The organism is Aliiroseovarius lamellibrachiae (assembly GCF_018599245.1).
Lineage (GTDB): Bacteria > Pseudomonadota > Alphaproteobacteria > Rhodobacterales > Rhodobacteraceae > Aliiroseovarius > Aliiroseovarius lamellibrachiae.
The window spans coordinates 199,178-222,735 of the sequence record NZ_JAHEVJ010000007.1 but is presented as its reverse complement, the minus strand read 5'-3'; the positions used below and the strand labels follow the sequence as shown (position 1 = coordinate 222,735).

The window sequence follows — 23,558 nt, the reverse complement described above, 5'->3', positions numbered from 1 at the left end:
TTGTGACGAGTTGCGTTGTGGATCCGGTCGCATTAGAACCCGGAGAAACCAATTGAGGCTTGGAAATGCACTCTGCTGAACCACAATTTGTGCTGCGGCTCGCCCGCGATGCAGATGATCTACGCGCGGCACAAAAGCTTCGGTATGACGTGTTCGTGCGCGAACTTGGCAGCGATGGCCCCTTGGTCGATCACAAAGAAGGGTTAGAGCGTGATGCATTTGACCCATTCTACGATCACCTTGTTTTATTTGATAAATCGCGCGAAGACATGCCTGCGGTTGGGGTGTATCGGTTGCTGCGCAGTGATCAGATTTCGGGGCCGGGCCAGTTTTATTCCGAGGCGGAGTATGATGTGTCGACCCTAAAGGCGTCCGGTCGCAAGCTGTTAGAACTTGGTCGATCCTGCCTGCATCCAGAGTACCGAGGCGGCGCGGCAATGATGGTCTTATGGAATGGCTTGGCAGACTATGTTGCGGCCCATAAGATCGAGGTTCTTTTTGGCGTGGCGTCATTCCATGGCACTGATATTGAAACACTAAAAGCACCACTTTCCCTGTTGCATCACCGCCACCTCGCGCCCGAAGACTTGCGCGTTTGCGCCCTGCCAGATGTATATCAAGAGATGAACCTGCTCCCAGAAAACCAGATCGACAGGCCCAAAGCAATGCGCGCGGTTCCGGCGTTGATCAAGGCCTATCTACGGCTTGGCGGCTATGTGGGGCAGGGCGCTTTTGTGGATCACAGCTTTAACACCACGGATGTATGTTTGATCATGGACACCAATAAGATGAGCGCGACACACAAAGCGATCTATACCGAGAAACGCCGATGAGCGCGCTGTGGCATGGAGAGGCCGAACCCAAACCCTTTCGCCCGAAAGGGATGGAAATCGTCCGGGTGCTGTGGCGTGGTTTGCCTTTGGGCCTCCTCGTGTTTGGTGGGCTGTTATTGTTGCTTCTGGTGCGCCTGGTCGAGCGTCCGATCTTTGGTCTGCACAGGCCCGTTACACCCTATATTACGCAATTTGTGTGTCGCAGCGCTTTTGTAATTATCGGTCTGCCGTTTCGGGCGATCGGCGAGCAGATGCGTGAAAAAGGCGCTGTCGTGGCCAATCATGCCAGCTGGTTGGATATCTTTTCTCTCAACGCCAAAAAACGGGTGTATTTCGTTTCCAAAGCCGAAGTGGCCAATTGGCCCGGCATTGGGTGGCTCGCGCGTGCCACCGGAACCGTCTTCATCAATCGCGATCGGCGCGAGGCGGCGCAGCAAATAGAGGTGTTCCGCGCGCGTCTGAGTGCGGGACATAAGCTCTTGTTCTTTCCAGAAGGTACATCCTCTGATTCCCAGAGAGTTTTACCTTTTAAATCAACGCTTTTTGCCGCGTTCTTCACCTCAGAACTGCGAGATTTCATGTGGGTGCAACCGGTGAGCGTGCGCTATTTCGCACCCGAGGGCGAAGATCCTCGATTTTATGGTTGGTGGGGGGATATGGATTTTGCGCCCCATCTGCTCCAGACCCTTGCCGCAAGACGCCAGGGGCGTATTGAGCTGATCTATCACACCCCTGTAAAGGTTACGGATTTTGCCAACCGCAAGGCGTTAAGCCTGTATTGCGAAGAAAAAGTGCGCGAGGGGCTGGGGACGCTTGATATTGAAAATAAGGTTGCCTGAGCGCAGATCATTCCAACCCAAGCGTATCCTCGTCAGCCTTGCATCGCATCAGTCAGGGCTTTCAATGCGGCAACAGGATCCTCCGCGCGCCAGATCTCTTCGCCAATGGCAAAAAAATCGGTCATCGGGGACAGCGTGCGAATGATATCTTGGTCCAAAGCGCCTTCGGCGACCACTGGGATCTCGATCATCTGTGACCACCAGTCAAACAGATCCAGCTCCGCGCGGGTTCCGTCGCCCAGCGCCGATGTTCCTGCCGGGCCGAAACTGATATAATCCGCACCGTTTTCACCCGCATTCAAACCTTCATGTCGTGATCCCGCGCAATAGGCGCCAACAATGGCGTCTTGACCCAAGTCGGTGCGGGTCTTGCGCACGCGGCGTGCGCCGTCACCCAAATGCACACCGTCCAGTCCAAGACGTTCCACCATCAGGGCATGTTCGGAAATAACGATCGGCACGTCACGGGCATGGGCCACCTCGCGGCAGACATCCGCCGCCCTCATGATCCGATCTTCGTCGGTGGTGGCGAGGGTCAGGCGAAGGCAGGCGACATCGGTGCTGTCGAGCACCCTGGCGAGTAGTGTTGGAAAGGTCGAGAGTTCAAACTCGGGGGGGGTCAAAAGGTAAACCTGAGGCAATTCCATCTCTTGTGCGTCGGCCATTGGATGCTCCTTTCCACGATGCTTTTGCGCTTATCTTGTCTTAGGACTGGTTTTGCAAGGGGCAGGTTATTTTGCGGGCAGGGTGGTCACATAACTTGTCGCAAGTGACAACAGTGCAAGTCTTGTTGTCTTGCTCTCAATTGCGTCGCGGGTTGCGTCAACAAACCCACCCATCCGTCGTCCGGTAAAATTCATGGGGGCCACCCCGTCTCGTGCCAAAGCCTTGGCCTCTTGGTCTTTTCCCACACGATACATTGCGCCGCCTTTGTGTACCCCACACAACATGTTGCCATTCAGCATGAACGCAATTCCGCCAAACATCTTTTTCTCGCTGATGCCCGGCAGGGCGATCAAATCATGCGCAAGGCATTCGTAGATTTCTGGATCATAGGCCATGGCGCCCTCCTTGCCTTTTGGGTTCAGACAAGCGTATCACGGCGCGAGAATTTGGAAAGGTTTGTAAAGATGAGCGCTTTGGGTCCAGATCCCGCATTTGTCTTAGTTCGCCCGCAAATGGGAGAAAACATAGGGGCCGCCGCGCGGGCGATGTTGAACTTTGGCTTGACCAGAATGCGGGTTGTTGAACCGCGCGATGGTTGGCCAAATCCCGCCGCCGTGGCCATGGCCTCTGGTGCGGGGCGCATTTTGGACGGTGCCAGCGTGCATGACACTGTGGCCGAGGCGGTCGGGGACTGTGATTTTGTTTTTGCCACAACCGCACGCTCACGCGAGTTGACCAAACCGATCGTTAGCCCAGAACGTGCGATGGAAATGGCACGCATTATGCAGGCTGAGGGCAAGAAGGTTGCGGTGCTGTTCGGGCCAGAGCGCACCGGGCTTGAAAATCCAGATGTGGCTGTTGCCAATGCGATCATCACCGTGCCCGTTAACCCAGAATTTGCGTCGCTAAACCTTGCGCAATGTGTGTTGCTGACCGCGTATGAATGGCGTCGCCACACCGCAAACATCACCCATGAAGTGCTGTCCATGCCCACAACCGAGATGGCCACCGTGATCGAGGTTGATAAGCTCGCAGAGCATTACGAGGCGCGCTTGGAGGAGTTCGGGTTTTTCTTTCCCGAAACCAAGGCCGAGGTGATGAAAATCGCACTTAGGAACATGTGGAGCCGGATGCCGCTGACCCGTCAAGATGTTCAAATGATGCACGGGATGCTGCGCCAGTTCTTGCGGCAGATGAAGACGTAACTGTTCCCGGTTTTAATGCCCATGCAGATATTAAAACGCCCACTTTTAGGTGGGCGTTTTCGTTTGGTTATGCCGCTTTGCGTGCCGCCAAAATCCAGATGATTGCCAAACCGGCTGAGCCAAGCGCATTCAGGTTGGCCATTGTGACACCGAACATTTCCCACGGTATTTCATCGCACCGTACAAGAGGTGCTGCCAGAATTTGGTTCAAAAGGTCGGCGGGGTCCAGTTCTCCGGTGAGGGCGGAAGAGGTGCAGGTCGTGGGGCCTTCCCACAGCTTTCGCTCAACACCGGAGTGATAAACGCCCAATCCAGAGGTCGTGGCCGCAGCTGCCGCCCCAAGCCAGGCCAAAAGCCGTTTTTGTGTGGTCAGTGTTGCCGCGCCGATGGCAATGGCCGCCGCGTGTGGCCAGCGTTGCCACAAGCAAAGCTTGCACGGTGCAAACCCGAAAGCCTGAAAAACAAAAGCGCCGCCTAGCACCAGGACGGACCCAATTGTTGCGAGCAGAACCAGATGATTGAAAGACAGGTTTTTGATCAGTTTCATAGGAATTTCACCAGATAGAAGCCCCCGATCAAAGTCACCACACACAGGGTGAATAAGAGCCCGAGGCGTTTTTCAATAAAGGTACGAATGGGTGCGCCGAATTTCCACAAAAGGGCCGCGATAATGAAAAAGCGCAGCCCTCGGGCGATGACGGACGCAACCATAAAGACTGGAAAACTAAGGCCGGTCGACCCCGAGAGGATTGTAATGACCTTATAGGGGAAGGGCGTTACGCCCGCGATCAACACCGCCCATGCGCCCCAGTCATTATAGGTTTGCGCAAAGGCATCGAAGTTGTCGGTCTTGCCGTAGAATTCCAGAACAGGGCGCCCAACGCTTTCAAACAGCCCCCAGCCAATGAAATAGCCAAATATGCCCCCAAGCACGGAAGCAACAAGAGCCACACCCGCGATTAAAAATGCACGGCGTGGGGCGGCAATGATCATTGGGATCATCAAAATGTCTGGGGGAATTGGGAAAACGGAGCTTTCCAAAAAGGCAACAAAGCCAAGCGCCCAGAGCGCATAAGGCGCCTCAGCCAACGTCATCGTCCAATTGTACAGCCGCTTAATCATGCCCGATTGTGCCCTTTTTTCATTGCCCACACGAAACATGCTCGCCGCGTCAGGTCAAGCAATCTTGCCTTGTCGGGACGCAATGGCGCAGTAAACTGATTGTGAAACAGCGGGAGGATCAGCATGAAGTGGAAGGGACGGCGCACAAGCCGCAATATTGAAGACCGGCGGATGCGGGGGGGGGCGCCGAGGCGGTGGGTTGCAAATTGGTGGCTTGGGATTGCTGGCAATTTTGGCCTTGGGCTATTTTGCGGGAATTGACGTCACCCCCTTGCTCGAGCAAAGCTCGGTGCCGGCATCCTCCGCTACGATAACCCAGGCAGATAAGCGGGCAGGGATGTTTGTTTCGGTGACACTGGCCGACACGGAAGAGGTTTGGGATCAGGTGTTTCGCGCACAGGTGGATGGGGCATATCGCCCAGCCACATTGGTGCTTTATAAAGGGGTAACACAAAGCCCTTGCGGTGGGGCGTCCGGTGCAACGGGGCCGTTCTACTGCCCTGGGGACCGCAAGATCTATTTGGATACCGGTTTTTTCATCACCTTGTCCAACCAGTTGGGCGCCAAAGGGGACTTTGCAGCAGCTTATGTTGTGGCTCATGAGGTGGCGCATCATGTGCAAAATGAGCTGGGGATTTTGGGCAAAGCGAATTCTGTGCGTCAGCGGGTCAATCAAGCCGAAAGCAACGCCATTTCTGTGCGCATTGAATTACAGGCAGATTGCTACGCTGGCATTTGGGCGCGGCAGGCAGAGCGCCAGTTCGGCTCGCTCGAACAGGGGGATTTGCAAGAGGCAATCCATGCAGCGCGCCAGATCGGCGACGATACATTGCAACGCAATTCCGGGCGGACACCGATGCCACACACTTTCACCCACGGCACCTCAATGCAAAGGGTCAGATGGTTTGAGGTTGGTTATCAAAGCGGCGATCTGACCGCTTGTGATACATTTTCGGCCGACCAGCTTTAGGGGCGGGTGTGCCTCTTTCATGAACGGTGCCGATGTGAGGTGTTAAGGCGCTGTGGGGCGGTGGGCGCGCTGTGAACTCGTTAATTAAATGTTGCGTATGCAACGAACTGTCGCTACGAATTTTGGAAAGCGCAACTCAGTAAAGCTGACCGCACGGTCGAAAATTCTTGCCTAATGAACTATAGCCTGATTTTATACATGTAACGGGCAATTTAATTACGCCGAAAGGTCGTCGCCTGTAACATATTGTCTAGACACCGCGTTTTGGGAGGAAACGAAATGAAGATCACCTTGAACACAGCCCTTGCGGGCGCACTTGCACTTGGACTTTCAACCACGGCTGGGTTTGCACAGGATGTGACACTCCGTTGTCAGCACTTCTTGTCGCCCAAAGGATCGGTCCCGAAATTTTTCATGGTCCCTTGGGCTGAAAAGATCGAAAAGGAAAGTGGCGGCCGCATTAAGGTAGAGATCTATCCCGCGATGCAATTGGGCGGCAAACCCCCTGCGCTTTACGATCAAATCCGCGATGGTGTGATTGATTGCGGTTGGGCCTTGCCCGCCTATACGCCGGGTCGTTTCCCCGAAGCAGAGGCCTTTGAGTTGCCCTTTATGACGTCGATGAGTGCGGAAGCCTCCTCAAAAGCGGCTTGGGAATTCTCTGAGAAATATCTCATGGAACGCATGAATGATGTGCATTTGATGGCCACCCATGTTCATGGGCCTGGAGTGATCCACAAGAAAGGCGAGCCAATCATGGCCGCGGCAGATTTTGCCGGCTTGAAACTGCGCGGACCATCGCGTCAGGCGAACCAGTTGCTGGAAACGCTCGGGGCAACGCCTGTTGGCATGCCCGTTCCGGCCTTCCCAGAAGCATTGTCCAAAGGCGTCGTCGATGGTGGCGTGATCCCATGGGAAATTGTTCCGCCGCTGAAAGTACATGAGCTGACCGATAGCCATACGCAAATCGGCGGTGATCGGGCGCTTTATAATACATTCTTTATCTGGGCGATGAACAATGACACCTACAACAGCCTTCCAGATGATCTGAAAGCCGTGATTGATGCCAATTCTGGCCTTGAAACTTCGGGCTGGGCAGGACGCGCCATGGACCAAGGGGATGCGCTTGGGATGAAAGTGGTCGCCGATAAGGGCAACAAAATTCATACGCTTGATGACGCCGTTGTCAGTGAACTGAAGGTGATTGGCGACAAACAGACCGCAGCATGGATCGAAGATATGGCATCAAAAGGTCTGGATGGCGCGGGCATGGTGTCCATGGCACAAGAATTGGTTGCGAAGTACAGCGACAACTGATCGGATCAAATGAAACCTCTCTGAGCCACATAATGTGGCTCAGAGCTTCTCTCATCTAGCTGCGACTGACGCTTTGCGTATCGTGCCGCAGAGGTGAGGTTTTCCAGACGTTTTTCCAGATATGGGGGCGCCAATGGCATTGGCCAAATCAACAGAGGTTCGCGTGGGGCGGACCATGGAACGGATCAGCCGTGCGCTGGCTTATTTTGGCGGGGTCGTCTTGGCCGGAATTGCCTTAACCACCGTTGCTTCAGTGATCGGACGGGCCTTGCTTGGATTTGGATTGGGTCCAATCAAAGGGGATTTTGAAATCGTGGAAATGGGGTGTGCAATCGCCGTGTTTTCCTTTTTGCCTTGGTGTCAGTTGCGCCGCGGCCATGTCACCGTCGACATCTTCATCTCGCGCCTTTCCGATCGAACGCAAGCCCTCCTTGGCTTGGTCGGGGATGTCATGCTGTCGCTTGCGGCGTTTGTCATCCTGTGGCGATTGTGGCTTGGTTTCGGCGAGAAGTTCCCCTTTGGATCAGACGGCGTGCGCGCGATTTTCGGTATGGGGTCAAAGCCCTTTTTTGCCGAAAGCACGTATGAATTGGAGCTTCCGGTGTGGATCCCGTTTGGGTTTTCCTTGATAGGTGCAACATTGTTTTTTCTGGTGAGCGTTTACACAATATGGCGCTCGCTCAATTGGGTGCTTGATGGTCGGGAGGAACACGTATGACCGGTCTAGAGCTAGCTATTTTCGCCTTTGTTCTGATGCTTATCGCAATCTTTTTGAGATTGCCAATTGGGTTGTCGATGGGGCTGACGGGATTTTTTGGAATTTGGTACATGATGGGGCGCCCGAATGTGACGCTCAGCCAGCTGAAAACACTCAGCTATGATACGTTTTCCAGCTATTCCCTGTCGATTGTGCCTTTGTTTCTTTTGATGGGGCAGTTTGCGACCAAGTCCGGCATGTCCGGGGCGCTGTTCAACGCGGCCTCTGATTGGCTTGGACACCGAAAAGGCGGTGTTGCGATGGCGGCCGTAGGGGCCTGTGCGGGCTTTGGCGCGGTCTGCGGATCATCGCTCGCGACAGCCTCAACCATGGGGCAGGTGGCGTTGCCAGAGATGCGCAAACGGGGCTATTCCGATGCGCTGTCTACTGGGGTTTTGGCCGCAGGTGGCACCTTGGGGATCCTGATCCCACCGTCCGTTATTCTGGTGATCTACGCGATCCTGACCGAGCAAAACATTGTAAAGATGTTCATCGCGGCCCTGGTGCCAGGCGTTTTGGCCGCCCTTGGCTATATGCTTACGGTTGCGGTTATGGTGCGCATCAATCCCGACAGCGCCACCACGGCGGACCGCGTTCCTTATCTTCAGCGCTTCAAAACGCTTCTCTCTATCTGGCCGGTGGTTGTCATCTTTGGCTTGGTTATGGGCGGCATTGCAGGCGACTGGAATTGGACACGGGATGGTGTACAAGCGCTGTTCACCCCAACCGAAGGGGCGGCCGTCGGCGCGGTCGCAACTGGACTATACGGCGTGATGACGGGGGGGCTGACGTGGAGAGGGTTTCTGGATTCCATTCTGGCCACCGCCCAATCCACGGCGATGATCTTTTTCATCGTGCTTGGGGCGCAGATTTTCAACTCCTTCCTTGCCTTTACTCAAGCGCCACAAATGCTGGCGGAATGGGTCACGGGGCAGGGGTTCGCGCCGTTGGTGGTGCTGAGCGTCATGTTGGTCGCCTATCTGATCTTTGGCTGTGTCATGGACAGTCTGTCGATGATCCTCCTGACCATCCCGATCTTTTACCCGATCATTGAGGTCTTGGATTTTGGCCTAACCCCAGAAGAGGCTGGCATCTGGTTTGGGATCTTAGCGTTGATTGTGGTTGAGGTCGGTTTGATTACGCCGCCGGTTGGTATGAACCTCTTTATTATCAACTCGATGGCGCGCGACATTCCTATGGCCGCAACCTATCGCGGCGTGGCGCCCTTCGTGCTGTCTGACCTGGTCCGTGTGGTGATTTTGGTGGGCTTTCCGGGCATTACGCTTTGGTTGGTTGGCGTGATGTTCTAGCAAAAAATTGCAGGACGGCCCGGTTGATGAAAAAAATGCATCTGGGCCGTCATTTGTCACATTATCCCGTTGACGTCCCCGTCCGGCTTTTGTATCCGGTGCTCAGTGCCCAAGTGGCGGAATGGTAGACGCAGGGGATTCAAAATCCCCCGCCGCGAGGCGTGCCGGTTCGAGTCCGGCCTTGGGTACCACCTTATTTTAAGGCTCTCCGTTGAATTTTGTTGTCTGTGATGTGATCGGATCCCAGTTGATCCATGTCGCAGCAGGACAGACGTCCGCTTCGGACTATTCGCCTGTGATAATCGGACGCCTGCTGATCAGATGTTTTAGTCAGAAAAGCACAGTTTATTCCCATCACGATCGCGTACATAGGCTGAGAACTTTGGCCCACGCTGACCAGGTGAGCCCTCGCAAGAGCCACCAAGGTCCAGCGCAAGGGCATGCAGCCTTGTGACCTCTTCTTGTGTCCCGACACAAAAGCCAACCATCGTGCCATTGCCGTTGTTCGCGGGTTTTGTGTCAAAGGGGATCGCGATTGCGAAAGCAAAATCCTCACCAAGCCAATAGGTCATTCGGTCTGATGGCGACAGGTTCTGAAGGCCTGATTGCGCAAAAAGTGCACCGTAGAATGTGTTTGCCGCGGCCATATCGTTTGTTCCGACAACACAGTAATTCATTTTCATGTTTGCTCTCCTGTAAGCATTGCCCCCGGATTTTTGGGGGATCAGAGGCTGATCGTTGGTCAGTCTTCCTGTGCCCCGTCATATTGCTAAATAGGACACTTTATGTCCTATTTGTTTCATGACACGGACAAATGCGAATGACAGGTTAAGACGAATGGAACTGCTGGCGGTGCAGCTGAAGCAGGACAGCCATTGCACCGTCAAAGATCTGGCGCGCGAGCACGGCGTCAGTGTGCGCACAATCGCGCGGGATCTGTCGCTGATGCGTGACCAAGGTATGCAAATTGACGCTGATCGAGGGCGCGGTGGGGGCGTGCGCCTTGACCGTAACTGGGGTGTTGGCCGGATGAATTTATCCTACGGCGAGGCAGTTGATCTGCTTATTAGCATTGCGGTTGCGGAACAGATGAATTCGCCCATCTTTTTGGCAAGTCTGGGGTCTGTTCGGCGGCAATTGGTGGCGTCCTTTTCGCCCGAGAAACGCAAGAAAGTGGACCATCTTCAGGCGCGCATTATGATTGGGGTGACCGCATCAACATATGTTCAAGCAAGTGTAACCACGCCACCAAAACGGGTGGTGCAGGCGTTGCATCAGGCATTTATCGCACAAGAAGGGTTGGAAATACGATACCAGCGCGAGGACGGTGAAACCTCCACCCGGCATATCGACCCCCACTATCTTTTGCTGAAATATCCGGTGTGGTACGTCGTTGCCTTTGACCATCTGCGACAGGAGCCAAGGACGTTTCGCTGCGATCGAATGCGCGCCGCAAGCGCGACGGGAACGCATTTTAAACTGCTGCCAAAGAAACAGTTCGGGTCCTTTTTGGTTGCTGATGAGCGATTGATTTGATCGTGACGTGGGCATCGGCGAAACCGGTGATCGGCTGGGGCATCACAACGACCGCTTTTTCCCACGCGCCGTCGATACGAGGCCTTTTCTTCTCAGATCAGGTTTGCCAATGTGCACGGGCTCCATTGCCTGCCAATGGAGGGAATGGATAAGCGTAGGGGCTTTTATGACGGATCAAACAATGCTTGCGCAAGCTCTTCACCTTCGGGCGAAGGACCTTAAAAAGGGAGAGCCAATCGCCCTTCCGTTGGTTTCAAGTTCGATGTTCCATTTGCCCGGTGATCCTAATGGGTACCCGGGCTACGGGCGCGTTGATAATCCCACATGGGAGGCCTTGGAGCATTTACTGTCGCATTTGGAAGACGCCCCATGTGTCGCCTTTCCATCTGGTATGGGCGCGATCTCTGCGGCGCTGTTTTCAACCTTGAAAGCGGGGGATCGATTGTTGGTTCCGTCTGATGGGTATTACGTCACGCGGGTGTTGTCACAGGAGTTTTTGGCCGGATTGGGTGTGCAAGTCGATGAGCGCCCGACCAAAGATTATGACACGCTTGATGTGACCAAATACAAAGTGGTTTTCCTTGAAACACCGTCAAATCCTGGGCTGGATCTGTGCGACATTCAGGGCATTGCCCAGCGCGTGCGTGCCGCAGGCGGTATTACAATCGTCGACAACACCACAATGACCCCACTTGGGCAACGCCCGTTGGATCTTGGGGCCGACATTGTTGTGGCGTCGGATACAAAAGCACCAAGCGGACATTCGGACCTGTTAATGGGGCATGTGGCGACACGCGATGCCGCTGTTCTGGAACGCGTGCGCAATTGGCGTAAAATGTCTGGGGGCATTCCAAGTCCGCACGCGGCTTGGTTGTTACATCGTGGGCTAGAGACATTGGATGTACGGCTCGAGCGTATGTGTCGCACCGCCATGAGTGTGGCGCAGCGGCTGAAATCTCATCCCATGATCAACGCGCTGCGCTATCCCGGTCTGGAAGCTGATCCATCTTATGAATTGGCAACGACGCAAATGAGCTGCTTTGGGTTTTTACTAAGTCTGACCCTGGAGACCGAAGACCTTGCTGAGCAGTTCATCGCTGGCTGCGCCTTCTTACGCCCGACAACCTCATTTGGTGGGGTTCACAGTTCGGCAGAGCGGCGCGCACGGTGGGGCGATCAGGTTGCGCCGGGGTTCGTGCGTCTTTCGGTCGGTTGCGAGCCAGAACAAGCTCTGATCGCCGACCTTTTGTCCAGCTTGGATAAGCTTAACTAGGGGTGCATGTTGCTGACGGAGAGGGGATGGCCAGACGCCATTTGGCCCCCGGGATATGTGGGCATGTAACCTCTCTCCTTCAGCATGGTTATCGAATCGTTATCCCCGCAAGTTTGTTTCCAATTTCCCGAAAATTCCTGCGCCTGTCGGTAATTGTTGCCGTATGGGGGGCGGATTTAGTTCTAAATCATCTTGGATTTCTAAAAAATCTGATGGAACCCGTTAAGGAATTTACCTTTCGTCAACTGTGTTCCCAATGGAAACAAAGAAGGCTTTGGTTAACCAATTTTGCCGATGCGTTGCTATCTAAAGGCGTAGTGGCCCCTTTGAATCACTGAGGAAATAGTGGTTTTAAGCAATCCTGGGTTGTTGTTCTAGCCCGATGCCGAAACAATCGCATTTAGTGCAACTTCACAGAAAAGTCTTTTTTATCCCCAAAATTAACCACTTCTGATCTACTCTGCCGCTGTTTGGCCGTTTTTCCCCTTTGGTTTAATCATGCAATCGCCTAACTTAGGAGTTGCCCAACTGGGGGGCGATGTCTGAAGGCCACGGGGGCGGCCGCACGAAAACCATGGTGAAATCCGTGGGGAGAGTGTGTCCGTAGTTTGCCGGGTGGTAAATTGGCGCATTTTGACGTGGAAGATGTAGGCCGGAGAAATCCGCCTGCTTTCATGTCTTTTGGTCTTTCGGGATCAATCTCTCCTCATTCGGGTGGGTAACTGGTGGCGTTTGTGTGGTCAATTCCGTGGCTGGCATCGTTCCACAAGGGATTGGATTGACACCGAATGAGGGATGACGATGCGCGCATTGTCTCAAATTATCAGAAGCGTTGAAAAGCATGCTCATCTGCGTGCTGGCCCTTCTTGCCTTTTGTCCGGTGGCAAAAACGAATTTGGAACAAGCCGTGACCGCGGCGCGATCGCAAGTGATTTGTGTTTTTCTATCAAAGGGATAGATGGCGCGAAGATGAGTAAGGGGATTACTTAAATGACTGATTATGTGCTTGATTGGGACCAAACCGGCGCTGACGGCTCCGCAACCTTCTCGTCTTCGACTGGTGGAGATGATGTTGGGGTCAGTGTTTCAACACCGACCAATGTGAACGGTGACCATTTTGCCTTGAGCGGCGGTGTTTTGACCTCGTCCAGTGTTTGCAACGAGACTGTGACAGCCGTTGAGTTCGACGCGGCCGTTGGCAATGTGTCTTTCGAAGTTTTCGATGTTGATGCTGGGTCCGGCTGGGACGACAAAGTGACCATCCGCGCCTATGACGCAGACGGAAATCTTGTCGACGTGAACTTCTCTGATTTGATCGCACATCATCAAGTCGACGGCAATTCCGTCGAAGGCGGGGGAAACTACGCCCCGGGTGTCGAAGGTTCTGGTGCACCAGATACTGTCACTGTGACGATCCCTGGCCCCATTACCAAACTGGAAATTGTGCATGATGACGGTGACAGCACCAATGTATCGGGCACGATTAAGATTTCTGACATCAGCTTTGACGCCGCCGCTCCGGTAGGGGACGGCTATGTCGAAGGCACAAATGGCGATGATATCATTGACCTTGCTTACACCGGTGACCCTGACGGTGATAAGATCGACAACAGCGATGCGTTGTTGCCAGGCGAAGCGCCGGAAGATGACATTGTGCTCGCTGGCGAAGGCGACGATCTGGTCAAAGCTGGCGAAGGGGACGATGACGTCTATGCCGGCGGTGGCGATGACACCGTTTATGGCGAAGCGGGCGATGATCTGATCTACGGCGACAGCAGCGGCGGTCTGGCAACAGGCAACACCGTGCGTGAAAGCTTTGAATGGGACAAAGCCCCCGATCCTGACAGCTCGGGTGCAATCGACAATGGTGATCAGCTGAGCGGTTTCAGCCAGAACACCGGGAATGTTGATGTCGAGTTTTCCGTGACGTCGCAAAGCGGTGCATCGGTTACGCAGTTCTCAACCGACGCACAAAACGTCAACGACATGGTCGGTGACGGTGCTGCGATTGACGACAACAGTTCATTGGACAATGTTCTGAATGGTCATGGAAACACCGCAACGTATGAGTTGGATTTCTCAAAAGATGTTGAGAATGTTTCCTTCAATATCAATGATATCGACGGCGACGGTGTTGTCAAAGTCTACGCCTATGTAAACGGTGAACGCATTGAGATTGATATCAATGCGGGTGATAATCTGACGCTGAAAGATCTGGATGGTCACGCTGGCGATGAGACCATCGACAGCAACGGTGGGTATGAAGCCGACACCAGCGAAAACTACTCTGCAACCGTCGACATTGATGGGCCAGTCGACAAGATCGTTGTGGTACATTCGCAGGATGGATCCCACAACTCGGGGATCAACATTACCGATGTCTACTTTGACGTCGAAGACGGCAGCACCGATCCCGGCGACGATGATCTCTATGGTGGTGATGGCGATGACACGATTCACGGCGAAGCGGGTGACGATCTGATCACCGGTGGCGCTGGCGTTGATACCATGACCGGTGGTGATGACCGTGACACATTCAATGGCGCAAATGCCGGCGACTTTGTGGACGGCGGCGAAGGCGGCGACGACCACGACACATTGGATCTGTCGACCTCGGGTCCTGTGAAGGTTGATTACGATCCCGGCAACCCGGAAAACGGTACTGTGACGTTCCTTGATACGGACGGAAACCCAACCGGTACCATGGATTTTGTAAATATCGAAAACGTCATTCTGCCGCCAAATTCAGGCCCTGATGCGAATGATGATGTTGCCGAAGTTGAGGAAGATGGCTCGGTTGATATCGCGGTTCTCGCCAATGACACAGACCCAGACGCGGATCCGCTGACCGTAACCTCAGCAACTGCTGATCACGGCACTGTAACAATTAATCCCGATGGAACAATCACTTATGATCCGGATGAAAATTACAACGGGCCGGATGAAATCACCTATACGGTGGATGATGGTAACGGCGGGACCGATTCAGCGAAGGTTGCCGTAAATGTAACCCCAGTGAATGATGACCCGGTTGCAAATGATGATGTTGCGACCACCGCGTTTGAAACCGCTGTCGATATTACGCCTTTGCTCAACGATACAGATGTCGAAGGCGATACCCTGAGCATTCTCGGCACGCCAACTTCGGATGATGGCTCGGTATCTGTGGCGCCAGATGGCACCGTGACCTTCACGCCAAACACCGACTTCGAAGGTGTGGCCGAAATCGAATACACCGTAAGCGATGGCAATGGTGGTACGGACACGGGGACCATTTTCGTCACCGTCGAAGACAATCCACGCGATGGTATTGTACAGGGCACAGGTGGGGATGATCTCATCGATGTGAACTACACCGGCGACCCCCATGGTGACATGGTTGATGATCTCGATGAGATCCTGCCAGGCGAAGGTCCAAACGACGATATCATCAAAGCGGGTGCTGGCGACGACACCATTCTTGCTGGTGAAGGCAATGACGATATCTATGCCGGCGAAGGTGACGACGAAGTTGAAGGTGGTGTCGGTGACGACATTATCCGCGGCGGCGACGGTTCAGATACTGTGGATGGTGGCGACGGCAATGACGTCATCGACACTTCAGGTTCTGACCCGGCGTCTGACTACGGCTTTGCGCCTTACGTTCCACAAGATACTGACATGGAAGATGACCGTGACAGCGTTGATGGTGGGGCAGGGAATGATGACATCAAAACCGGCGATGACCGTGACACGATCACGGGTGGGTCCGGCGATGACACCATCGACGGCGGTCTGGATGACGATGAAATCACCGGCGACGAAGGTGATGACAGCATCATTGGTGGCCACGGTGCCGATGACATTGATGGTGGTGCCGGCAACGACACCATCTGGGGCGGTCTTGGGTCCGGCACCGATGATCTGAACATCATTGATGCCTATGATCCTCGTCCTGACAATGGTCTCGACACCATTCACGGCGGCGGCGGCAATGACGTCATCTATGGTCAAGACGATGATGATGTTCTTTATGGCGACGACGGCAACGACACCATTGACGGTGGCATCGACGAAGACACCATCTTTGGTGGCGAAGGCGACGATGAGCTGATCGGTGGTCAAGGCGATGACCTGATTGACGGTGGCGCCGGTTCCGATGACATGTCCGGCGGCGATGATCGCGATACCTTTGTAAATGTTGGCGCAGGTGATGTTGTTGACGGTAACGAAGGCGGCGACGACTATGATACGCTTGATCTGTCAGGCTCGGCGCCTGCAGGTGGCTCGCTTGAAGTAACCTATGACGGTTCGAACCCGGAAAACGGGGTTGTGAACTTCTTTGACGCGGGTGGTAACAACACCGGGTCGATGGAATTCTTCAACATCGAAAATGTCATTCCATGCTTCACACCAGGAACATTGATTGCCACGCCAAAAGGCGAGCGTCGTGTGGAAGAGCTGCAAGTTGGTGATCGTGTGATCACCCGTGACAACGGCATTCAGGAAATCCGTTGGACCGGTGCCAAGCCTATCGGTTGGCAGGAACTTCAGGCCAATCAACACCTGAAACCGATCTTGGTCACTGCGGGTTCGTTGGGCAATGGTCTGCCCGAGCGTGATATGCTGGTCAGCCCGAACCACCGTGTTCTGGTCGCCAATGATCGCACGGCTTTGTACTTTGACGAACGTGAAGTTCTGGTGCCCGCCAAGCATTTGGTGGACAACAAAGCGATCATGCCTGTTGAGCTGCGCGGCACGACCTATTTGCACTTTATGTTCGACAACCACGAAGTTGTGCTGTCGGATGGTGCCTGGACGGAAAGCTTCCAGCCTGGTGACTATTCGCTGAAAGGCATCGGAAACGCACAGCGTAATGAAATCTTTGAACTCTTCCCAGAGCTGGAAACAGCCGAAGGGTTGGAAGATTTCTCAGCCGCGCGTCGGACGCTGAAAAAGCACGAAGCTGCTTTGTTGAAATAACCGGATAGACCCGGTGTGAATCGGGTCTTTTATGTTTCAACGGGGGCTGAAACCGAAGGCTTCGCGCTATCTGGCGCGGAGCCTTTTTGCATCATCCATACTGTGCGGTGGCCCGTCAAATGAGGGGTTTTATTTACACATTGGTAATGCTTCAGGCGGAAATCTGGCCAAACCCCGTGATCTGGACAATTTTGCGAAAATTCACTCTCTTTTTTCAACGTTTGTTCATAATCCGAACAAGTTTCACCGTTAACACTAAGGACAGTGCCAATAATTAGTAGCTTGAGGTCTGCGTATGTTTGTTTTGCGCGAAACACAGCCAGAATTGAATACCAATCTTACACGTCAGGATATCTTACTGACCCATGGTGAAAACACCCAAACCCGGTCGCGTGTTTCTGACGCATATAGCGCCTCTGGAATCTCTTCAAACGCACCTGTACGCACCGCACGAGGTATCGTTTCTGCGCGAGATTTGCGAGCTGGTGATCAAATTCATACCTACGATAACGGGCTGCAAACCCTGTTTTGGGCCGGGTCGTCCCGTGTTGACGGGGCCGATGGTCCGCTGGTTCGCGTTTTGAAATCCGACGGTGGACGCAGTCAGCTACTGTTGGCGCCAAACCATCTTGTGCTTCAGAAATCAGCCGGCTCTGAAATGCTTTTTGGCGAAAGCGAAGTTTTATGTCCGGCAAAAACCTTGGTCGAATTTGATCAATTTGAACCTGCGTGTTCTGCCACACCAACCATGGTTCATCTTCTTTTTGATCGCTTTCAATTGATTCAAGTCGGAGAGATTTGGGTCGAAAGCTATGTTCCTGACATGGAAAGAACGCGTTTTATCGCACCTGATCTGGCAGCGGAAATCATTGGCGTCATGCCAAAACTGGCCCATAATGGCGGTTTGGCAAACTATGTCCAAAGTCGTCTTGTGCTGGAAGAGCGTGAGGTTAAGTGTCTGAATTGTTAGTGTTTTTGGATGCTTCCTGAAAAGAGATCCATTGCTCTGCGGTATCGATATCTTTTGTCGCATTGTCGCCAGGCAATGTGACAAAATGCGTCTTCTCCGCTGTAAGAACGCGGCGCGCGCCCTGATCGCCGCTCAGGTTTGCCATCAGCGGAAACAAACGTTTAGGAATGATGACCGGGTGCCCCATTGTATGGCCAGTCCCTGCAGCGCGATGGATTTCGCCGTGCCGATAACCACCCAACATCAGGTTCAGATCATCGCGCGTCAGCGCAGGCATATCAGCGAGCAACACAAGTGCAGCGTCATAATGATTTTTCACATGCCCGAATGCACAAGATAGGCTTGCGCCCATACCACGTACCGCGCCCGGACAAGGAATAAGCGTCGCATGTGCGCTGTTAAGGGCCGACCAGCGTTCAGGCGCAGCATCTTCTGGTGGTAAGACCACAAAGACATCTCGGCCAGTTTTTGCCGCCATCTCCACTCTGTTTGCCAAAAGGCTTTGCCCACGGACGGGCAATAAAAGTTTGTCGACGCCCCCCATTCTACGTGATTGGCCCGCTGCCATGACCACAATAGAAATCAAAGGGGCGTTCGACATTTTAACGTTCTGGCACCAGCCCGCGTGGGCTAAAGCGTAGGACAAGCAACAGGATAATCCCCATTGAAAACAGTCGCATATGCGCTGCGGAGTTTAGAAGATGGGTCTTCAACCCTGAACCATCTTCCATACCGGATGTGACAACCATCATCAGCCAGTTTCCGATTGGTTCAACCTTGATCCAGAAAAACCAGATCATCAAACCGCCCAGCACGGCCCCAAAATTATTTCCTGAACCGCCAACGATCACCATCACCCAAATCAGGAAGGTAAACCGAAGAGGTTGATAAGAATTGGGGGTCAGTTGCCCATCAAGCGTTGTCATCATTGCACCGGCAAGACCACAGATCGCCGAGCCAAGGACAAAGATTTGCAGATGACGTTTGGTGACGTTTTTCCCCATCGCGCGTGCGGCCACTTCGTTGTCACGAATAGCGCGCATCATACGACCCCAAGGGGACTTCAGTGACAACTGCGCAAGCACCAGCAGAACCACAAGCACAGCGGTGAAAAGCAGGCCGTAAGACAGTTTGACCGCGATGGTCGATGCGGTGGTCACATCGGTGCCCCATGCCTCGGCACGGGCCGCAAATTCAGCACTTTTTTGCAGATCGACCTCATATGGAACAGGGCGGGGCAGGCCGACGACGTTTTTCACGCCACGCGCCAACCAATCCTCGTTCTTCATCATGGCAAGGATAATCTCGGCAATGCCTAGGGTCGCGATGGCAAGATAGTCCGAGCGCAGCCCAAGAGCCGTTTTCCCAACAATCCAAGCGGCACCAGCGGCAAACAATCCCCCAACTGGCCACGCCAGCAGGGTCATATATCCATGAGCTTTGTAGTTCTCTGGCCCGCCGGGGTTTAGACCGCCCAAATTGCCTGTTTGCGCCGGGTTGATCGCTTCAATCGCTTCAACGCCAGCATCAAAAACATAGCGGAACGCAAAGAACCCAAGCACCAAAAGGGCGATCATCAAAAGCCCCCGGTTCCGACCGGGTGACATTTTCTTGCGAATTTGGACAGCCCCTAAGATCGTGCCAACACCAACGATGATGCCCAAAACGATGCGAAGGCCACCGGCGCTCCACGCTCCGGGTGTGGCCGGCATCGAGATCAGCACAGTGGCAAGGCCACCAAGGGCCACAAACCCCATCACGCCGACGTTAAAAAGCCCCGCGTAGCCCCATTGAAGGTTCACGCCCAAGGCCATAATCGCCGAGATCAGCGCCATGTTTAAGATGGCAAGGGATGTGTTCCAGCTGCCTGAAAAGACCCAGAAATTGGTGCTGCCTTCCAAGATAAACAGCACAGCCATGATCGCAAATAAAAGCGGTGTACGGATGTTTTGGGTCATACCGATTGTCCTTTGAAAAGCCCGGTGGGCTTGAACAGCAACACCACGATCAGGATCACAAAACTGACCGCAAATTTATAGTCGGTGGAAAGAAGCTGCGCGAGGCCGGAGGGTTCCAGTGCATCGGGCAGCAGATAAACAGCGATTTTTTTCCAAGCATAGGTCACCGTGACCTCGGAAAAGGCGATCACAAATCCACCTGCAATGGCACCCAATGGATTGCCCAAACCGCCAACGATGGCAGAGGCAAAGATGGGCAGCAAAAGCTGGAAATAGGTGAAGGGTTTAAAGCTTTTGTCCAAGCCGTAAAGCACACCCGCGATGGTGATCAGCGCGGCCACAATGATCCAGGTGACCATCACAACCCGCTCTGGGTTAATGCCAGACAACAGCGCCAGATCTTCGTTATCTGAGAAGGCGCGCATGGATTTTCCGGTGCGCGTATGGTTCAGAAACCAAAACAGCAATGCCACAATCAAGACCGCGGCGATGATTGTGATGCCTTGGCTGGTCTTAAAGGCCAAACCTTCGCGAAGGCCGGTCATCTCTTTGAAATCACGCGCTTTCATGATGAAACGCGCCCCATCTGCAAAGCGTTGATCGCCGGGGCCAATGATAAACCGGACGATGCCGTTCATAATGAACATCACGCCGATCGAGGCCATGACAAAGACAATGGGTTTGGCTTTGACCCGCCGATAAAAGCGGTAAACCACGCGGTCGGTGGTCAAAACCATCAGCGATGTGGCGGCAATCCCAAAGGGCAGGGCCAGCAGCGCCGTGGGCAAAGGATGGATCGAAACACCGAGGCTTTGCATCCACCATGTCACCAAGATCGTCACCATCGCGCCAAAGGCCATGCTGTCACCATGGGCGAAGTTGGAAAAGCGCAGGATGCCATAAATCAACGTGACCCCAAGCGCGCCAATCGCGAGCTGTGAACCATAGGAAATGGCGGGGATCAACACGAAGTTGGCCAGCGCCACAATTGCGTTAAGGAAATCCATGATCACCCTCCCAAAAAGCTTTGGCGAACTTCGGGATCCGCCAAAAGTTCTTTGCCCGTGCCGGTATGGGCGTTTGCGCCTTGCACAAGGACATAGCCTTTGTCTGCAATTTCAAGCGCTTGTCGGGCGTTTTGTTCCACCATCAGGATGGAAATCCCGGTGCGGGCCACCTCGATAATCCGGTCAAACAGCTCGTCCATTACGATTGGCGAAACCCCGGCGGTCGGCTCATCCAGCATCAAGACAGAGGGTTTGGTCATCAATGCGCGCCCCACGGCCACCTGTTGACGTTGACCGCCAGACAGCTCTCCCGCCGCCTGAAGACGTTTTTCGCGCAGGATTGGGAACAGCTCATAAACCTGTTCAATGGTCTCAGAGATATCATCAGTGCGGATAAACCCACCCATTTCGAGGTTCTCTTCGACGCTCATCGAGCCAAAAATATTATGCGTTTGCGGCACAAAGCCCATGCCTTTGCGCACGCGCGCCTGTGGGCTGAGTTTGGTGATGTCCTCACCACCCAATTTTACTGAACCCTGACGCAGGTTGAGCATCCCAAACACGGCTTTCATGCCTGTCGATTTCCCCGCCCCATTGGGGCCCACGATCACGGCAATTTCGCCTTTTTCAACGGAAATGGTGCAATCGTGCAGAATGTCGGGGCCATTTTTACCATAGCCGCCGGTCATCCCGTCGCCGATCAGAAAAGGATCTGCCATTATGCGTCCTCTTTCTTGTTTTTAAGGCCGGTGCCCAGATAGGCTTCGATCACCTGTTCATTGGCTTTGATCTCGGCCAAAGTGCCTTGGGCGAGCACTTTGCCCTCAGCCATACAAATGACCGGGTCGCAAAGTTTCTCAACGAAATCCATGTCGTGTTCGATCACAACAAAGGTATATCCACGCTCTTCGTTCAGGCGCTTGATGGCGTCCGCGATGGTGTAAAGCAGGGTGCGGTTCACGCCGGCTCCCACCTCATCCAGAAACACAATCTTGGCGTCAACCATCATGGTGCGGCCCAGTTCCAACAGCTTTTTCTGACCGCCAGAGATTTCACCAGCGCGCAGATCGGCGATATGGGAAATGGTCAGGAATTCAAGCACTTCGTCCGCTTTTGCGCGCAGGGCCCGTTCTTCATCAGCAATGCGTTTGCGGCCAAACCATGTGTTCCAAAGCTGTTCCCCTGATTGGCCGCCGGGGACCATCATCAGGTTTTCGCGGCAGGTCATGGATCCAAATTCATGAGCAATTTGGAAGGTGCGCAAAAGGCCTTTGTGAAACAGCTCATGGGGGGGCAGGCCGGTAATGTCCTCTCCTCCCATCGTGATTCTGCCAGATGTCGGTTTCAACACCCCGGCGATCACGTTGAACAAGGTTGTTTTGCCCGCGCCATTGGGACCGATGAGACCAGTGATTGATCCATCTTCGATCCGCAGGCTTGCCCCATCGACGGCCCGAAACCCGCCGAAATGCTTGTGAACGTCTTCTATGACGATCATATTTTCCCCCTCACAACCTTAGATTGGCTGTGTATCTTACTGAAACAGCCCGGAAAAATCCGGGCTGTTTCGTTAGGTTATCTATGTGAATTAGCGATATTGAACGGTGGTGATTTTGCCACCTTCAATTTTGATCTCGCGATAGCTGCCAGCGGCTTCGCCACCGTTTACCAGCTCAACCGCTGTCGCACCGACATAATCGATATCACCACCATCCGCGAGGATCTGCAGACCTTTGGCCAGCTCACCCGGGAAGATTTTCTCGCCAGGGGCGTTTGCAACCATTTCCACTTTTGAAGCGTAGTCGCCCGGCTCTTCTGAACCTGCGGCTTGCATCGCCAGCATCAACAGGGCTGCGGCGTCATAGCTTTCACCAGTGTAGGGTGAAGTCACGTCAAACTTGTCGCCAACCATCTCAGCAAAGGCTGCAGCACCGGGGCTGTCTGTGCCCGGAACCTGACCAGAAGATCCTTCGATTTCCTCGCCGAAATTGGCTTCGAGGTTGGAACCGATCATCCCATCAGGGAAGTGGAACATGTCAAATGCACCGGAATCCAGCGCGCCGCGCACGATGCCCGCACCACCTTGGTCAACGTAACCCGCAACAACCAGAAGATCGCCACCCGCGGATGCCAAGGCACCAACTTCTGCGGTGTAATCCGCTTTGCCATCTTCATGGGCCGCAACGATGGTCACTTCACCACCAGCCGCTTCAAACGCCGCTTTAAACGCGTCCGCCATGCCTTTGCCGTAGTCGTTGTTGGTATAGGTCACCGCAACGGATTTGATGCCTTTTTCGGTCAGAATAGTGGCCATTACGTCAGATTGACGTGCGTCCGACGGCGCTGTCCGGAAAAAGAGACCATTGTCTTCAGCAGACGACAGGCCGGGCGACGTTGCCGATGGTGAGATCATGACGATGCCGTTTGGCACAGCCACATTGGCCAGAACCGCGCCAGTCACACCCGAACAGTCAGGACCCATCAGGCCTTTGACGCCATCCGAGGTGATCAGCTTTTCAGCGGCGGCCGTTGCGGCGGCGCTGTCGACACAGGTCGAATCTGCGCGAACGGATTCGACGGTCTTACCGCCCAAAAGCAGGCCAGATTCAGACACTTCGGCCATCGCAAGTTCTGCGCCACCGGCCATATGCGGTGTCAAACTTTCGATCGGACCAGTATAACCCAAAATGGTGCCCAATTTAACGACACCATGACCGTCCGCAAATGCTGCGCCGGACATAAGAGCAGTGGCAGCCGAGGCCATCAGCAGCTTTTTCATATTTTCTCTCCCAGTTGGAAAATTTTCCCTGAGCTACCCTAGGGCTGAAAAAAA

General features: G+C 53.9%; 21 protein-coding genes, 1 tRNA gene and 1 pseudogene. 12 read left to right on the top strand and 11 right to left on the bottom strand.

The window, feature by feature from the left end; all coding sequences use genetic code 11:
• Window positions 1-65: 65 nt before the first annotated feature.
• Both olsB and olsA read left to right on the top strand, forming a co-directional pair.
• Window positions 66-833 (top strand): L-ornithine N(alpha)-acyltransferase, encoded by a 768-nt coding sequence (gene olsB / locus KKW20_RS13645; protein ID WP_214568454.1) that lies wholly within the window; start codon window positions 66-68, stop codon window positions 831-833.
• The gene (olsA, locus tag KKW20_RS13640) at window positions 830-1,672 is read left to right on the top strand and encodes a lyso-ornithine lipid O-acyltransferase (protein WP_214568453.1); all 843 of its coding nucleotides are present in this window, start codon (window positions 830-832) and stop codon (window positions 1,670-1,672) included. Before olsB ends, olsA begins: the two co-directional genes overlap by 4 nt.
• Window positions 1,673-1,704: 32 nt before the next feature.
• Here the strand turns inward: olsA and KKW20_RS13635 are convergent, their stop codons facing one another.
• Window positions 1,705-2,337, bottom strand: a complete 633-nt coding sequence (locus tag KKW20_RS13635) for a thiamine phosphate synthase (protein ID WP_214568452.1) — start codon at window positions 2,335-2,337, stop codon at window positions 1,705-1,707.
• A 66-nt stretch (window positions 2,338-2,403) separates the two neighbouring features.
• Window positions 2,404-2,733: a TfoX/Sxy family protein gene (locus KKW20_RS13630; RefSeq protein WP_214568451.1), complete on the bottom strand. Its 330-nt coding sequence runs from the start codon at window positions 2,731-2,733 to the stop codon at window positions 2,404-2,406.
• Between the two features lie 69 nt (window positions 2,734-2,802).
• On the opposite strand from KKW20_RS13630, the gene KKW20_RS13625 reads away from it, so the two are divergent.
• Window positions 2,803-3,543 carry an RNA methyltransferase gene (locus tag KKW20_RS13625; protein ID WP_214568450.1) on the top strand — a complete coding sequence of 247 codons (741 nt, stop codon included), beginning with the start codon at window positions 2,803-2,805 and terminating at the stop codon, window positions 3,541-3,543.
• A 67-nt stretch (window positions 3,544-3,610) separates the two neighbouring features.
• Here KKW20_RS13625 and KKW20_RS13620 read toward each other — a convergent pair whose 3' ends face one another.
• Complete coding sequence (locus KKW20_RS13620) at window positions 3,611-4,090, bottom strand: disulfide bond formation protein B (protein WP_214568449.1); 480 nt, start codon at window positions 4,088-4,090, stop codon at window positions 3,611-3,613.
• The gene (locus tag KKW20_RS13615) at window positions 4,087-4,665 is read right to left on the bottom strand and encodes a YqaA family protein (RefSeq protein ID WP_214568448.1); all 579 of its coding nucleotides are present in this window, start codon (window positions 4,663-4,665) and stop codon (window positions 4,087-4,089) included. The genes KKW20_RS13620 and KKW20_RS13615 overlap by 4 nt, the downstream gene beginning before the upstream one ends.
• A 123-nt stretch (window positions 4,666-4,788) precedes the next feature.
• On the opposite strand from KKW20_RS13615, the pseudogene ypfJ reads away from it, so the two are divergent.
• The 5 genes and pseudogenes from ypfJ (at window position 4,789) to KKW20_RS13590 (ending at window position 9,210) form a co-directional block, all read left to right on the top strand.
• Window positions 4,789-5,635, top strand: a pseudogene (ypfJ, locus tag KKW20_RS13610) (KPN_02809 family neutral zinc metallopeptidase).
• Between the two features lie 279 nt (window positions 5,636-5,914).
• Complete coding sequence (locus KKW20_RS13605; RefSeq protein WP_214568446.1) at window positions 5,915-6,952, top strand: TRAP transporter substrate-binding protein; 1,038 nt, start codon at window positions 5,915-5,917, stop codon at window positions 6,950-6,952.
• Window positions 6,953-7,085: 133 nt separating this feature from the next.
• Window positions 7,086-7,670: a TRAP transporter small permease gene (locus KKW20_RS13600; protein ID WP_214568445.1), complete on the top strand. Its 585-nt coding sequence runs from the start codon at window positions 7,086-7,088 to the stop codon at window positions 7,668-7,670.
• Entirely contained in the window at window positions 7,667-9,019 is a 1,353-nt protein-coding gene (locus KKW20_RS13595; RefSeq protein WP_214568444.1) for a TRAP transporter large permease, read from the top strand. Before KKW20_RS13600 ends, KKW20_RS13595 begins: the two co-directional genes overlap by 4 nt.
• 107 nt (window positions 9,020-9,126) lie before the next feature.
• A tRNA-Leu gene (locus tag KKW20_RS13590) sits at window positions 9,127-9,210 on the top strand.
• Window positions 9,211-9,345: 135 nt separating this feature from the next.
• On the opposite strand, the gene KKW20_RS13585 is transcribed toward KKW20_RS13590, so the two are convergent.
• Window positions 9,346-9,702 (bottom strand): VOC family protein, encoded by a 357-nt coding sequence (locus tag KKW20_RS13585; RefSeq protein WP_214568443.1) that lies wholly within the window; start codon window positions 9,700-9,702, stop codon window positions 9,346-9,348.
• A gap of 118 nt (window positions 9,703-9,820) precedes the next feature.
• Here KKW20_RS13585 and KKW20_RS13580 point away from each other — a divergent pair, with 118 nt between their 5' ends.
• The 4 genes from KKW20_RS13580 to KKW20_RS13565 all read left to right on the top strand — a co-directional run bounded on the left by KKW20_RS13580 (window position 9,821) and on the right by KKW20_RS13565 (window position 17,760).
• Window positions 9,821-10,555: a helix-turn-helix transcriptional regulator gene (locus KKW20_RS13580; protein ID WP_214568442.1), complete on the top strand. Its 735-nt coding sequence runs from the start codon at window positions 9,821-9,823 to the stop codon at window positions 10,553-10,555.
• A gap of 166 nt (window positions 10,556-10,721) precedes the next feature.
• Window positions 10,722-11,828: a cystathionine gamma-lyase gene (locus KKW20_RS13575; RefSeq protein WP_214568441.1), complete on the top strand. Its 1,107-nt coding sequence runs from the start codon at window positions 10,722-10,724 to the stop codon at window positions 11,826-11,828.
• Between the two features lie 990 nt (window positions 11,829-12,818).
• Window positions 12,819-16,790, top strand: coding sequence for a Hint domain-containing protein (locus tag KKW20_RS13570; protein ID WP_214568440.1), 3,972 nt, complete (start codon window positions 12,819-12,821; stop codon window positions 16,788-16,790).
• 325 nt (window positions 16,791-17,115) lie between these two features.
• Complete coding sequence (locus KKW20_RS13565; protein WP_214568439.1) at window positions 17,116-17,760, top strand: Hint domain-containing protein; 645 nt, start codon at window positions 17,116-17,118, stop codon at window positions 17,758-17,760.
• Here KKW20_RS13565 and KKW20_RS13560 read toward each other — a convergent pair.
• The 6 genes from KKW20_RS13560 to KKW20_RS13535 all read right to left on the bottom strand — a co-directional run bounded on the left by KKW20_RS13560 (window position 17,741) and on the right by KKW20_RS13535 (window position 23,504).
• Complete coding sequence (locus KKW20_RS13560) at window positions 17,741-18,361, bottom strand: nucleotidyltransferase family protein (protein WP_214568438.1); 621 nt, start codon at window positions 18,359-18,361, stop codon at window positions 17,741-17,743. The genes KKW20_RS13565 and KKW20_RS13560 overlap by 20 nt on opposite strands.
• A 1-nt stretch (window position 18,362) precedes the next feature.
• Complete coding sequence (locus KKW20_RS13555; protein WP_214568437.1) at window positions 18,363-19,718, bottom strand: branched-chain amino acid ABC transporter permease; 1,356 nt, start codon at window positions 19,716-19,718, stop codon at window positions 18,363-18,365.
• Window positions 19,715-20,725 (bottom strand): branched-chain amino acid ABC transporter permease, encoded by a 1,011-nt coding sequence (locus KKW20_RS13550; protein WP_214568436.1) that lies wholly within the window; start codon window positions 20,723-20,725, stop codon window positions 19,715-19,717. The genes KKW20_RS13555 and KKW20_RS13550 overlap by 4 nt, the downstream gene beginning before the upstream one ends.
• Window positions 20,726-20,727: 2 nt before the next feature.
• The gene (locus tag KKW20_RS13545; protein ID WP_214568435.1) at window positions 20,728-21,444 is read right to left on the bottom strand and encodes an ABC transporter ATP-binding protein; all 717 of its coding nucleotides are present in this window, start codon (window positions 21,442-21,444) and stop codon (window positions 20,728-20,730) included.
• A complete protein-coding gene (locus KKW20_RS13540; RefSeq protein WP_214568434.1) occupies window positions 21,444-22,223 on the bottom strand; it encodes an ABC transporter ATP-binding protein in 780 nt (259 codons plus the stop codon). Before KKW20_RS13540 ends, KKW20_RS13545 begins: the two co-directional genes overlap by 1 nt.
• A gap of 90 nt (window positions 22,224-22,313) precedes the next feature.
• Window positions 22,314-23,504: an ABC transporter substrate-binding protein gene (locus KKW20_RS13535; protein ID WP_214568433.1), complete on the bottom strand. Its 1,191-nt coding sequence runs from the start codon at window positions 23,502-23,504 to the stop codon at window positions 22,314-22,316.
• Window positions 23,505-23,558 lie beyond the last annotated feature (54 nt).